The sequence below is a fragment of the Paenibacillus nuruki genome (genome assembly GCF_001721045.1).
Lineage (GTDB): Bacteria > Bacillota > Bacilli > Paenibacillales > Paenibacillaceae > Saccharibacillus > Saccharibacillus nuruki.
Map to the genome: position 1 here is coordinate 43,857 of NZ_MDER01000030.1, position 13,066 is coordinate 56,922.

General features: G+C 38.4%; 11 protein-coding genes and 1 pseudogene. 11 read left to right on the forward strand and 1 reads right to left on the reverse strand.

Features of this window, described 5'->3' with window-relative positions:
* The first annotated feature begins 3 nt into the window (after nt 1-3).
* From PTI45_RS04790 to PTI45_RS04810, 5 genes are all read left to right on the forward strand, one after another.
* The gene (locus PTI45_RS04790; RefSeq protein WP_069326411.1) at nt 4-1,257 is read left to right on the forward strand and encodes a S1C family serine protease; all 1,254 of its coding nucleotides are present in this window, start codon (nt 4-6) and stop codon (nt 1,255-1,257) included.
* A gap of 50 nt (nt 1,258-1,307) precedes the next feature.
* Nucleotides 1,308-1,475 carry a CxxH/CxxC protein gene (locus PTI45_RS04795; RefSeq protein ID WP_069326412.1) on the forward strand — a complete coding sequence of 56 codons (168 nt, stop codon included), beginning with the start codon at nt 1,308-1,310 and terminating at the stop codon, nt 1,473-1,475.
* A gap of 400 nt (nt 1,476-1,875) precedes the next feature.
* Nucleotides 1,876-3,834, forward strand: a complete 1,959-nt coding sequence (locus PTI45_RS04800) for an acyltransferase family protein (RefSeq protein WP_069326413.1) — start codon at nt 1,876-1,878, stop codon at nt 3,832-3,834.
* A gap of 287 nt (nt 3,835-4,121) precedes the next feature.
* Nucleotides 4,122-4,601 (forward strand): 23S rRNA (pseudouridine(1915)-N(3))-methyltransferase RlmH, encoded by a 480-nt coding sequence (rlmH, locus tag PTI45_RS04805; protein ID WP_069326414.1) that lies wholly within the window; start codon nt 4,122-4,124, stop codon nt 4,599-4,601.
* A gap of 375 nt (nt 4,602-4,976) precedes the next feature.
* On the forward strand, nt 4,977-5,627 hold the full coding sequence (locus tag PTI45_RS04810; protein ID WP_083243351.1) for a DUF2306 domain-containing protein: 651 nt from the start codon (nt 4,977-4,979) through the stop codon (nt 5,625-5,627).
* 129 nt (nt 5,628-5,756) lie between these two features.
* On the opposite strand, the gene PTI45_RS04815 is transcribed toward PTI45_RS04810, so the two are convergent.
* Nucleotides 5,757-6,731, reverse strand: coding sequence for a YndJ family transporter (locus PTI45_RS04815; protein ID WP_069326415.1), 975 nt, complete (start codon nt 6,729-6,731; stop codon nt 5,757-5,759).
* Nucleotides 6,732-6,959: 228 nt separating this feature from the next.
* Here PTI45_RS04815 and PTI45_RS04820 point away from each other — a divergent pair, with 228 nt between their 5' ends.
* From PTI45_RS04820 to PTI45_RS04845, 6 genes and pseudogenes are all read left to right on the forward strand, one after another.
* Nucleotides 6,960-7,238 (forward strand): hypothetical protein, encoded by a 279-nt coding sequence (locus PTI45_RS04820; protein WP_069326416.1) that lies wholly within the window; start codon nt 6,960-6,962, stop codon nt 7,236-7,238.
* Nucleotides 7,239-7,295: 57 nt separating this feature from the next.
* Complete coding sequence (locus PTI45_RS04825; RefSeq protein WP_069326596.1) at nt 7,296-8,015, forward strand: SDR family NAD(P)-dependent oxidoreductase; 720 nt, start codon at nt 7,296-7,298, stop codon at nt 8,013-8,015.
* Between the two features lie 184 nt (nt 8,016-8,199).
* Nucleotides 8,200-8,663, forward strand: a pseudogene (gene rlmH / locus PTI45_RS04830) (23S rRNA (pseudouridine(1915)-N(3))-methyltransferase RlmH).
* 88 nt (nt 8,664-8,751) lie between these two features.
* Nucleotides 8,752-9,639 (forward strand): toll/interleukin-1 receptor domain-containing protein, encoded by an 888-nt coding sequence (locus PTI45_RS04835; RefSeq protein WP_139129213.1) that lies wholly within the window; start codon nt 8,752-8,754, stop codon nt 9,637-9,639.
* Between the two features lie 538 nt (nt 9,640-10,177).
* Complete coding sequence (locus PTI45_RS04840) at nt 10,178-10,555, forward strand: hypothetical protein (protein ID WP_069326418.1); 378 nt, start codon at nt 10,178-10,180, stop codon at nt 10,553-10,555.
* A gap of 518 nt (nt 10,556-11,073) precedes the next feature.
* Complete coding sequence (locus tag PTI45_RS04845; RefSeq protein ID WP_069326597.1) at nt 11,074-12,813, forward strand: ABC-F family ATP-binding cassette domain-containing protein; 1,740 nt, start codon at nt 11,074-11,076, stop codon at nt 12,811-12,813.
* Nucleotides 12,814-13,066: the final 253 nt, after the last annotated feature.

Consider the following 13,066-nt stretch of genomic DNA (forward strand, 5'->3'; position numbering starts at 1 on the left):
AGGATGAGCTTATTTGATGATGATTTCTACAATACCAAAGTATCACGACGATCCAAACGTAACATGTCTGTGCCCTTTTTATCGAGAAGAAAGCGTTCATTGACTCAACGTTCACGATCAGGATCTACTTTCAAAGTCATAGCAGTAAGTTCTATCAGCAGTGCTGTGACCGTAATGATTATTGTAAGCCTATTTGGATGGTATAGTAGCGATAGTTCATCATCTGTTGTAGCCAGTAGTATCGTACCGACCATGGCGCAATCAACAGACGGTAATCCCTATGAACAGTTAATTCATGTCGCCAATGAAGTACGACCTGCGATGGTGAGTATTGTAAATTATCAGGATGAGTCGTCTACACTGAATGAATCGGCACTTGGATCGGGCGTTATTTTCCGCAAAGAAGGTAGTAAAGCTTATATCGTTACCAACAATCATGTGATTCAAGATGCCGATCAAGTGAAAACCGTTCTTAGTGATGGCACAACATTAGCTGCGACTGTAGTCGGAACCGACTTTATCAGCGATATTGCGGTGTTATCGATTAGCAGTAAAAACATCGACAAAATCGCTCAATTAGGCAACTCGGATCAGCTTCAACTGGGTGAGACGGTGATGGCTATTGGCAATCCACTAGGATTTAATGGTACGATGACATCAGGTATTATCAGCTACAACAATCGCTTAATTCCAGTATCATTGAATCAAGATGGTACATATGATTGGGAACAAAATGTGATCCAGACTGATGCCGCAATCAATGAAGGCAATAGTGGTGGGGCATTGGTGAACTTGAACGGGCAAGTAATCGGTATCAATACGATGAAAATCTCGGATACAGGAGTCGAAGGACTTGGATTTGCGATTCCGATCAATGAAGTGATGAAAAATGTCGATTTATTGATTAAAAATGGCAAAATCAGTCGTCCTTATCTGGGTGTGTACACAACCGATTTTGATAATAAAAATGCCTATCGTTTATTCGATGAGCAAGAGAAAGACTATAAAAAGCCGGAGTTGCCGAAAGGCGTAACAGAAGGTATTATTGTGGTCGAAGCGAGTGGACCCGCTAAAGAAGCTGGTATTCTGGCAGATGATATTATTGTACAATTGGATCAAGAAAAAATGGCTTCAACACTTGATTTACGCAAGTATTTGTATAATCATAAGAAGGTCGGTGATTCGCTTGAGATCACCTATTATCGGGATGACGTGAAGAAGAGTGCTACACTTCAACTTCAGTCCAAGCCGGATTAACCACTTCACCTATATAGATATTGAACCAGTAAAGGAGCTTGACCCTATTGATGTATGTCGTATGTAAAGAACACATTGAAAAAGCATTGGAAGAATTCGTAGATGAATTGGAAGAAGCACCGGATGTTGTCGATCTAAAAGAGACCGAATTTTCGGACTGGGACCCGCCTGCAAAATGTAGTTATTGCGAACAACATGCTGAATTTTTAGTTGTCTGATCGATTAGGTAACAAGATCGCAACTACTATACAGTGACTTAAGCATTCATGAAATGGCGTTGTAGATAGAGAAATCAAACGAATGTAATCATGAATTTATAACCAATAGGCATTCTAACCAGCACGTACAGATCATGAACGGATCAAAAGGGGCAGGAACCGTAAGCACGGTTCCTTATTTCCTTTTGCCCGAACAGAGTGTATGTGCTTTTTGATATGGTATGGTGATCAATACTTTGACGTTACTGTCATTATTTTTTAACTTTGCTGAGATTCTCTGCATAGTAAGCTTGTATATAATAAAAGAATAGAAAATGGGTAAATAAATGAGGAACATGTACAGAAAGGGTAGAAGAAATGAATAGGATCTGGGCACTTTTACATAAGGGGCGGTTCAGTCATGTCTAAGCCGCTTCAAGAACACCGTTACATGTCAGGACTGGATGGGTTACGTGCTTTTGCCGTTATTGCAGTGGTACTGTATCACCTCAATATAGATTGGGCACCGGGTGGGCTACTAGGTGTCGGTATATTTTTTGTATTATCCGGTTATCTTATTACAGATATTCTTGCAAGCCAGTGGGAACGTCATCAACGATTCGATCTGATCGACTTCTGGATGAGACGTGCTAGACGCTTATTGCCTGCGATGTTCGCTATGGTTATTCTAGTCGTCTTGTGGTGTCTGGTTGTAGACCATTCCCGTCTGCCTGCTCTAGTGGGAGACGTACCTGCCGCATTACTATATGTGAGCAACTGGTGGTTTATTTTCCATAAAGTCTCGTATTTCGAAAGTTTCGGTCCAGCTTCACCGCTAGGTCATCTATGGTCGCTAGCTGTCGAAGAGCAATTCTATCTGATCTGGCCATTGCTACTTGCATTAGGGCTGAAATTCCTACCGAAGCGTATCAATCTAGCCGGTTGGATTCTGAGTCTAGCTGCAATCTCAGCATTGTTAATGGCTGTATTATACGAACCGGGTAGTGATCCAAGCCGTGTCTATTATGGAACAGATACACGCATCTTCGCTTTATTAATTGGAGCATCGCTTGCGATTGTATGGCCAAGTGCCAAGCTCAAAGCACGTGTCTCCAATCAAGCACGTACCGTATTAGATGTGGTCGGTGTCGGCACTCTATTCCTACTCGGCTGGATGATCTGGCATACGAATGAGTATCAGCCGTTCCTTTACCGTGGTGGAATGGTACTGATCGCAATCATCACAGCACTGCTTATCGCTGTTCTAGCACATCCAGCAAGTCGCCTTGCGATTGTACTGGGTTGCAAGCCTTTACGTTGGTTAGGTAAAAGATCGTATGGACTGTATCTATGGCATTTTCCAGTCATTACACTCTCGACTTCACAGGTCAGTACAACAGAGCCTTCTATTATCAAAAGTATGATACAGGTCGGAGTAAGTCTGCTACTGGCAGAGTTATCGTGGAGATATGTAGAACAACCGATTCGTCATCAGGGATTCCGTAGTCTTCGCTTAAGATATCGGTTACAGCATATGACGTCTCGAGGATGGTTGCATGGCGCTGTGATCGTCGTCGTGTTCGTCTTAGCTTCAACAGCCATTAGTCATCTAATTACAACAGATAAAGAAGAGACAGCCGTAGCGCAGAATGCAGTCAATCAAGCCCAAGTGATTACACCTGCACCTAAAAATGTATCGTCTCACTCAGCAACAACAGATCCTACTCCTAACGAATCATCGAAGTCAGGCATGTCAACCGATCAGCCTACAGCAGATCCGGAAGCAACAACAGAGCATTCACCAGAAAGTAAACAACCAACAACCGAGACCAGTAAAACCGGTACCGAAGAGAAAAAATCAACATCTACCCATCAAGAGCCTGCCAAAACGCCAGAAGTCGATACCATTTCCGGTAAAGGCATTAGCGCAATTGGTGATTCGGTGATGTTAGATGTAGCTCCTTATCTCAGTGAAGCGATGCCGGGTATTGTGATCGACGGCAAAATTGGACGACAATTAACCGAAGCATCAGGCGTTGTTCAACAACTTTCACGTAACGGACAATTAGGTCACAAAGTGATCTTGGAACTCGGAACCAATGGATCATTTACCAAAGAACAATTAGACGATCTTCTAGCTGATCTGAAAAGCGATAGTGTGAAGAAGATTATTGTAGTCAACACACGTGTTCCTCGCCCGTGGGAAAGTATGGTCAATCAAGCACTCAGCGATGCCGCCGCAGAAGATTCACGTATTACGATTATCGACTGGTATTCCGCAAGTGCTGGACAGGATTCGTACTTTGCTCCAGATGGTGTCCATTTGAATCCATCGGGTGCACGTGCCTATGCAGCCTTAGTAGTCAAAGCATTAAAATAGTAATATGGTATATAAAGGAAATAAATCCATTATTATTTCAAAAAGGTATTCACAACCTATTACTAACTACCGATAAAAGAAAAGATGGATTCATAAGTGCTCCCTGCATGCCGACTGAGATACAGTTAGCGTGCGGGGAGTTTTCAATTTATCAGAGTATTCATAGGAGTAGAATAATGAGCTTATACCTATAAGTAGGAAAAGAGATGCTTGCCCCAGACCAGATAGTGTACACTTAAAAGTAAACAGGTTCACGATGAGCCAAAGGATAGTTAAAGGAGAACGTCATGCATATACAGATTATTGGGGTCGGTAAATTAAAAGAAAAATACTTAGTACAAGGAATCGCAGAATATAGCAAACGTCTCACGCCTTATATCAAGTTCCAGACGATTGAAGTGAGCGATGCGAAAGCACCGGATACGTTAAGCGATGCCGAAGTACGGATCGTGAAGGACAAAGAAGGCGAACGGATACTGTCCCAGATCAAGCCAGATGCGCATGTGATTGCGTTGACATTGGACGGGAAGCTATGGAGTTCGGAAGATCTAGCGAGTGAACTGGATCGGTTAGGCACGTATGGTAGCAGTCATGTGGTGTTTGTGATCGGTGGGAGTCACGGGCTTGGGGATGAAGTATTGAAAAGGGCGCAACAGAAGTTATGTTTTGGACGCATGACGTTACCGCATCAGTTGATGAGGTTGGTACTCGTGGAGCAGGTGTATCGGGCAGTGAAAATTAATCGTGGGGAGCCTTATCATAAGTAGGGCGAACTTTTAAGAACTGGTAAAAAGATAGCGACTGCAAAATAGGCTAGAACTATTATTCTAACAACAAACAGTCCCTCCAACTAGAGATATCACAAGGTGGCATTAGGACTAACAACAGTTGAAGTGAAACGCACATGTAAACTTATTTTCAATTTCCGCAGGCATGGAGCCTAGCGGATTTTTCTTTATTAAACGATGAAGTCTGTTGAATTAGGCAAAGACTCCGACAGAAAAGGCAAAGACCGCAGTATTTAATCCCCTATACTTAGAGTAAATATCCTACCGATAGGAAAGAGCTTTTTGAAAATGCGTGTATGGGTTACACAAACGACAGGCTTCATTGACATACAACAACAGAGGAGGGTCATTCATATGGGAAATAAAATGATTAGGGGACTCGTGTTCATTCTTGCATTTGCGATTGCCGGATACGCCATTGTTCAGTATGGCTTTCTTAACGCTAGTAATGCTGGACTGGTCTCTTTCAAATTGCAAAAGCCAAATTTTGAACTCGAACCATGGATATATGTGCTATACATCCATATTTTCACCGCGATATTTGCTTTGATTATAGGACCCTTTCAACTATTTATAACTCCAACAAATGCCAGAAAACGTTGGCATCGCCTGTTCGGGTACGTATATGTTTTTTCAATTATAGTTAGTGGGATCGTGAATGTGTATTTATCCATTTTTGCGACAGGCGGTTGGATTGCCGGGCTTGGGTTCATGTCGCTCGATGTACTGTGGGTTGCGACTACGCTTATTGCAATAAGAAAAATTATGGGCAAAGACATCCAAGCTCATAAAGAATGGATGCTTCGCAGTTATGCGCTTACTTTTGCAGCGGTCATGCTTCGAATCTGGTTAACGCCGCTGATTATCCTGTTTGGCGATTTCGAGGCAGGCTTTCGGGCTGTTGCTTGGGTTTGTTGGATTCCTAATCTGCTCGTCATAGAAGCTGTGATTTACAGAATGAGGTTGCGGCGGGAACAAGGATTTACAACTGCCACGCCAAAATGATCCATAAAACTGCGCATCCATAGCGCAGTTTTATTTTGTGTACGGTGAAATAGGTATGAGGATGGAATTGATTTATATTTGCTATTTCTAAGCTACGAGAAAATTTAAATTTCGCCATTGCCTATAAAGCTACTGATAGTTATAAAGCTTTTTTTCCTTGAGAAAGTCTAACATGTATATCCACCCGATTAATCCAAATAAAACAAATCCAAATGCATACAGCGATCCGTAAACGGGAATGAAATCAAGTATGGTTAAAGCAAATCTCTTTTTTAGCAACGGATAGAACATCGAAAGGATAATAACAATGTAGAAAGCGAGACAAGAAAGAACTAAAAAGTAGGTTGCTTTTTTATATAATGTTTTTCGCTTCAAGTACGTAAGGAGATAGGTGGTGTAAAGCACAATATTACAAGCAAACAAAGTGACACCAATGTACTCGATGGGCTTGGAAAAAATCATACCGATCGCGATCAAGATGGGTCCTATAATATCGATAGCAACGACCCATGGATACCAGCTTTTCTTCGTCATGATCCGTCCCAGCATACCAATAAAAATCGGAACGATAGCAGATGAAAAATGAAAGTGAACCGAACTTAATGCATGGGTGTCAGGATTAGCTTGAAAAATGTTCAATTGATACTGGTAAAGAGTAAACCAAATACCCCCGATAAAAAAGTAAATGAGTCCCGCGCCAATCGCCGTTTCTGCTATTTTTCCCTTATGTATCACTATATTGATTATCCCGTACATACAAAGCAGCCCTGTGAGCAATAGCCAACCTAGAGAAAGTGCACCCTGTATAGATGTACCTTGTAACTCCCAAACTTTACTGCTCATCATAGAGGCTAGAACAAAAAGCGCGGCAGGGAATTGAAGAAGCTTCACAGTAGTAAATATGATCCGTTGAGGAGTATTCTTTTCATCATATTTCAACAATAAAATAACTAGAGGTACAATAACAAAAGCGGCAAACAGTAAAAATTTTTCAACGAGTTCAAATTGGAAATAATCAAGAGAAAATATTACAATAATGATGATTGCACCTGGAATTATGGGTACGAATAATGATGTCATCTGTTGTTTCTGGAAACGACGCATGGAAGCTCCTTTCTAACTAGGCTTAGCGGTATACTTACCTCTATTTGGTTGTAAAGTATTCTTTGTAATAGTTGGAAGATGCTTTTTTAATAGTTTACCATAGTTATTCGCCGATAGACCTGTCCTACCGAGTTGTATTGTAAGCAAGGATAAAGCCATCGTTAAACAGAACATTACAATTTCATGCGATATAAATTCTAGAGAATCAATAAAAGGATGAGTGATAACATGAGTATCAGATATACCGACTATGTACGTATGAAAACAGGCCAATACCAGTCTGTCGGGAAATTTGGCGAAGATATTTATGTATTTGAGATGTTAACAGGGATAACTGATACCTCAGAGTTTCATCAGATTTCAAAGCAAGAATTCGATTCATTTGAAGTCTGGTCTGAAGAAGCACCAGAGTATCCAAAAACGTATGAAATCCTTGCCCGCCCTGTACTCTGTAGTGGTTATTTGGGAAAAGCATATTTAGATCCTTCGTTGCTTCGTGATATGTAAATGGGTAAAATGATGTTTAATCATAAGTAGTGAAAAATGATGTCGAAAGGATACGTTATGAAAAATTTTATTATTTTTGGAGCCAGTAAAGGATTAGGTGAAGCATTCGTTAAAGGACTACCCGAAAAAGGTGATCGGGTGTGGGTGGTTTCTAGAACGTACCCTAATAGTCTAAATGTTGAAGATGATATTGAAAAATATTGGATTGAAGCGGATTTGGCGAAACCAGATGCAAGCCATATCATTGCGAATACATTGAACGGTGTTACTATCGATGTATTGATATACAATGTAGGCATATGGGAGAGCAAAGGGTTCAGAGACGATTATGATTTTGAGAAAGATGATCCCGCTGAAATTGCGAACATTATCAATATCAATGTTACTTCTACTATTACCTGTATACAGAAGCTTTTACCGAATCTGAAAAAGTCAGATAACGGAAAGATTTTCTTGATCGGTTCTACAGCAGGTCTGGAACATAATGATTTTACACAAGTCTCATTTACAGCTTCCAAGTTTGGTCTGCGTGGTATCGGAAATTCGATAAGAGAGCATGTAAAGAAATACGGGATTGGTGTAACTTGTATAAATCCGGGCGAAATTGCAACCCAAATTCCGTTAGAAGATGGAATTGAAAAAGTATTGTCTACATATGGTGGAACCCAGATTCCCCTTCAAGATTTGGTTTCTTTAGTCAAATGCGTGATGAACCTGTCCAAAGCTTCTTGTGTCAAAGAAATCAATATGCCGGCAATGTTAGATACAAACGGGTAATTGACTCTAAAGAGACCGATCTGACGATAAAAGTGAAATTCTTTTCAAAAAAGCCACTCTATAGTTAGGAGTGGTTTTTATTTTATAGAAATTAACAAAAGGAATACTTGCTAAAGACTAGATAGTATACACTTAAAAGTAAATAGGCTCATGATAAGCCAAAGGATAGTTAAATGAGAAAGTTATGCATATACAGATTATTGGGGTCGGCAAATTAAAAGAAAAATACTTAGTACAAGGGATTGCAGAATATAGCAAACAGCTCATGCCTTATATCAAGTTCAAGACGATTGAAGTAAACGACGAGAAAGCAACGGATATACTCAGCGATGCAGAAGTAAGGATTATGAAGGACAAAGAAGGCGAACGGATACTGTCTCAGATCAAGCCAGATGCACATGTGATTGCGTTGACACTGGGGACGGGAAGCTATGGAGTTCGGAAGAACTAGCAAGTGAACTGGATCGGTTAGGTACACATGGCAGCAGTCATGTGGTGTTTGTGATCGGTGGGAGTCACGGGCTTGGGGATGAGGTTTTGAAAAGAGCACAGCAGAAGTTATGTTTTGGACGCATGACGTTTCCACATCAGTTGATGAGATTGGTGCTTGTGGAGCAGGTGTATCGGGTGGAGCCTTATCATAAGTAATGGTAAAGAAGAAGTATTTAATATGAATTCTATAATTCAAATATTATTTCTGATTATAAGATGTTATAATCTTATATAAAGTTATTTTATGGTAATAAAACCATTTGGAGGTTATAAAGTGAAGATATTCTTAAGTTGGTCAGGGGAAGCTAGTAAAAAAATTGCTTTAATACTTAGAGAATGGATACCTTCTGTCATTCAAGAGGTGAAGCCTTATGTATCTTCTGAAGATATAGATAAAGGAACCCGTTGGAGTAGTGATATTGCAATTGAACTTTCAGAATCTTCTTTTGGCATACTTTGCGTTACTAATGAAAATATCAATGCGCCTTGGTTAAATTTTGAAGCAGGAGCTTTATCTAAATCGTTAGATAAGGCTTATGTAATTCCTTTTTTATTTGGAATTAAAAGAGCAGAAGTAAAGGGACCAATTGTACAGTTTCAGTCTACTATCTTTGAAAAAGAAGATATAAAAAAATTGATTTACACCATTAATAGTGCCTGTGAAAGCAAAAGCTTAGATGATACTAGGCTTAATAAAGTATTTGAAATGTGGTGGCCTAGCCTTGAATCAGAACTTAGTAAAATTGAGCTTGAAATTCCTGAAACAATTATTGCTAGAGATCAAATTTCTGGGGTGATAAATGATAGTAATCAAGCTATGCTCGAAGAAATTTTAGATTTAGCTCGTTCTCAACAAAAAAAGTTAAGTGACCCCCATTCTCTGTTTCCTTTAGACTATCTATCATCGATAAGTAATGGTTATAGTCCTGAAGCCGTGAAGGATTTAGTAAATTCTGTTGAAGCACTTGAATTTTTAATTGAAGAATATTCTAATTCAGAACAAGTTCCAACACTTAAAGATTTACAAAAGATATTAGAATCGATTTCAAAACCTACTGTATACCTGAAACGTAGGGTTCGGAAAAATCTATTTGTAAATCAAAAGTCGATAAATTCATTTGTAAATGAATGATTTTAATAAATAGTATAAAATTGCTTCGATGAAAGAAAGGTATAGTTCCTTCTAGTACAAATATAAATACTAGAAGCCACCTCACTAGGTATACAGGTTAACATAACTAACCTGTGTACCTAGTGAGGTGGCTTCTTCGATTTAAAAGTGTTATATAGCTCCATAATTATTCGGTTGGACACCTCAAGCAGTACTAAATAGGATATCAAAATTCTCTTGTACCTTTAACTCTTGCTCTTCTGATTCATTCTGATGTTTGAACGATTCTTTTGGCTGAATTTCTAATATTCTAAAGATCTTTTTTTAAAGTGCCTATAAAGAAGGTTCATTCTCTAGTCTAATTGTGAACAGAAAAAGCAACTATAAAAAAGCAATAATTTGTAAAATAGAATTAGAATCGACTTAGAATATGTTTAAGCAGATATTCTTTTAATTTGAATCTATGTAATGAGTTGAAAATTTTCAAAATGAAGGACATTAATGGATAATGAGTTATTAAATAAGCACAGGAAAGTTTGGTCCATTTTTTTCTGATAAGATGAAACTAGACCGCTTTATTTTAGAAAGAGCAGAATACAGTATTAAAGATTTTTCTCAGTTTCAAAATAATAATGAGCTGATTTCCTACATAGTAGAAAATGATGATTATCCTATATATAATATTCCTCTTATAATGCTAAATAATGTAATGCTTCTAATTACTTTAGCTGATGAAATGGATAAAGTGAGTCCCAGACGTAAAAGCTCAAGTATATTTTTTATTATTGTATGTATAGAATCAGTATATAATTTTATTCCAGCAAAGCCGTTGCAACTTCAAGAAAGACCGATCAAATTTTTTAATAACTATAGTTCACCTGAAGATAAAAAATTGATTGAAGAAGGAATATCCATAGGCTCAGTGGGGCTAGAGTAAAGTTATGGAGTAATCCCTATTAACATGACTCAGTTTGCTTTAATACTGTATAGTATCAGGAATATTGTAGCCCATGAAGGAATTTACTAGAGTTTTGTTTTTCCTTCTAAGGAAGATAGAGGTGGATCAATTCTTAATAATATAATGTCAAAAATCAATAAAGATGAGGCAGCTAAAGAAATCGTATATAACGTATCTATAACATATCAACAATTTAGAAAAGTATGTATTAGAACATTCATCTGCTTTCTTGATAAAGAGTTTGAACGGATGAAAAATAAACAAAGCATTTGTTCCTAGTGAATTAGCGCTTTATTACTTATGAAGTTAGAGTGGGGCTTATCATAAGTAAAGTGCTTTTTTTGTTTGGCTTACGCAGAGACTAAGATCAAAAACTACAAATCAATTGTACTTACCCGTAAACCGTGTTACTCTGAGGAGTGGCAAACTCCAAACTCATGGTCGGCAAGACTTCTTATACAATCATCACCATTTTAGCTATACAGAAAGGTAACACTATGATAAAAGTTGAAGATTTATCCTTCTCGTTTCCACAGAAAGAGCTTTACAATCACATTTCATTTACGCTTGAAGAAGGACAGCATTGTGCTTTTATCGGAACAAGTGGTAGTGGAAAAAGTACCTTGATTGATATCCTCATGGATGTGGAAAGGTATCTGTTTGAAGGCAAGTTAGAGATTGATCCAGATTGCAAAATCGGGCTGGTCAGTCAGTTCTCGCAAGTTGACAAAACCAAAGAAGTGACGGTTTTTGAATATATCGCAGAAAAATTTATAAAGATACAAGATGAGATTACAGCGATTTATGCTGAAATGGCAACAACATCCGATATGGAAGCGCTGATGGAAAAGCATCAATTGGCTTCAGACGCATTCGATGCGATGGATGGGGACAACTTTGAAAGTACGATTAATAAGCAGTTGAATCTAGCGAACCTCATGAAGATCAAAGACCTAAACGTATCCGACTTGAGCGGTGGAGAATTCAAACTGATTCAAGTGATGAAAGAAATGCTTCAGCGTCCAGACTTGATGATTATGGATGAACCGGATGTATTTTTAGACTTTGAGAATCTTAATTCATTGAAAAAATTGATTAATTCTCACAAAGGTATGCTCCTTGTGATTACGCATAATCGCTATCTATTGAATCATTGTTTTAACAAAATCATCCACCTTGAAAACACAGAACTGCAAGAGTTTGACGGGCGTTATATTGATTATAACTTCTCCCTTCTTCAGACTAAAATAGAGTTACAAGAATTGACTGTTGCTGAAGCCGAAGAGATTGAGCGCAACGAAAGTATTGTCGATAATCTTCGAGAAATCGCGACGTATAATTCAGAAGCATCCCGTGGTAGAGCGCTCAAAGCTAGAGTAAGATTTACCGAACGCTTGGAAGCACGTCGACTCAAAGCACCATTTGTGGATATCAAACAACCTGATATTCGTTTAGATATCGATCATGAGATTGAAAGTAGATTTGCGATCAATGTCCGTGATTACAGCGTTTCTTTTGACGAACTGCTGTTGGAAAATGTAAGCTTCAAAATAAAACCTAGAGATAAAGTCGCTCTAATCGGGCCCAACGGTACAGGGAAAACGACGTTGCTTCGAGACATTTTCCATAATAACAAAGAGTCTATTGATATCAAAACAGATGCCAAAATGGCATATTTATCTCAATTCCAGGGCGAAATGCTTCAAGATTCCAATACAATTTTGGATGAATTTATCGAAGCAGGATTTAAAACGTATGAGGAGATTATAGCGTATCTTGCAGACTACGGTTTTGCAGGCGAAATTCTGAATCAGAAGATCGAATCGTTATCCGGTGGCGAAAAAAACTTGCTTCAATTGGCTAAAGTCTCTGCCAGTCATGCTAACATCTTATTTCTGGATGAACCAACAAGCCATTTAGATACCTATACACAGATCGCACTCGAAAAAGCGATTGCAGATTATAAAGGTGCTATTATTATGATTTCGCATGATTTCTATTCGGTTGTGAATGGTATGGATTATGTGTTGATTATTGAAGATAAAACGGTTAAAAAAATGAGTATGGAAGAATTCAAACAAATGATTTACGATAGCCATTTTGATAAAGGCTATTTGGAAGCAGAAAAAAATAAAAAAGCAGTTGAAATGAAAATAGAATTGGCGTTAAAAGATACGAATTTTGAACTGGCTAAACGTTTGGCAGATGAACTAGAAGAATTAATTAAGTTGGTTTAACAGACAGCGATACGACTAGAGTAAATAAGCTCTAGCGCCGCAATAAAATAAGATGATAAAACAGCCTCTATATAGCAAAAAGACACTGGTGCATCACATCTCAGTGTCTTTTTGTTATGTAGAACTCTTTATTGCTCTAAATGAGCCATATCTTTTCCATGTAGCATCCATAGAATAAAGCCATATAGAAGGTGTTTCTAGGATTCTTTTATGATTAGCATATTAATGTTAGTTGTACTACCGATACCCGTAC

What these genes read in the sequence shown, in the direction of transcription:
- PTI45_RS04790 (WP_069326411.1), top strand. Translation starts at nt 4, where the DNA reads ATGAGCTTATTTGATGATGATTTCTACAATACCAAAGTATCACGACGA.
- PTI45_RS04795 (WP_069326412.1), top strand. Translation starts at nt 1,308, where the DNA reads ATGTATGTCGTATGTAAAGAACACATTGAAAAAGCATTGGAAGAATTC.
- PTI45_RS04800 (WP_069326413.1), top strand. Translation starts at nt 1,876, where the DNA reads ATGTCTAAGCCGCTTCAAGAACACCGTTACATGTCAGGACTGGATGGG.
- rlmH (WP_069326414.1), top strand. Translation starts at nt 4,122, where the DNA reads ATGCATATACAGATTATTGGGGTCGGTAAATTAAAAGAAAAATACTTA.
- PTI45_RS04810 (WP_083243351.1), top strand. Translation starts at nt 4,977, where the DNA reads ATGGGAAATAAAATGATTAGGGGACTCGTGTTCATTCTTGCATTTGCG.
- PTI45_RS04815 (WP_069326415.1), bottom strand. Translation starts at nt 6,731, where the DNA reads ATGCGTCGTTTCCAGAAACAACAGATGACATCATTATTCGTACCCATA.
- PTI45_RS04820 (WP_069326416.1), top strand. Translation starts at nt 6,960, where the DNA reads ATGAGTATCAGATATACCGACTATGTACGTATGAAAACAGGCCAATAC.
- PTI45_RS04825 (WP_069326596.1), top strand. Translation starts at nt 7,296, where the DNA reads ATGAAAAATTTTATTATTTTTGGAGCCAGTAAAGGATTAGGTGAAGCA.
- PTI45_RS04835 (WP_139129213.1), top strand. Translation starts at nt 8,752, where the DNA reads ATGGTAATAAAACCATTTGGAGGTTATAAAGTGAAGATATTCTTAAGT.
- PTI45_RS04840 (WP_069326418.1), top strand. Translation starts at nt 10,178, where the DNA reads ATGAAACTAGACCGCTTTATTTTAGAAAGAGCAGAATACAGTATTAAA.
- PTI45_RS04845 (WP_069326597.1), top strand. Translation starts at nt 11,074, where the DNA reads ATGATAAAAGTTGAAGATTTATCCTTCTCGTTTCCACAGAAAGAGCTT.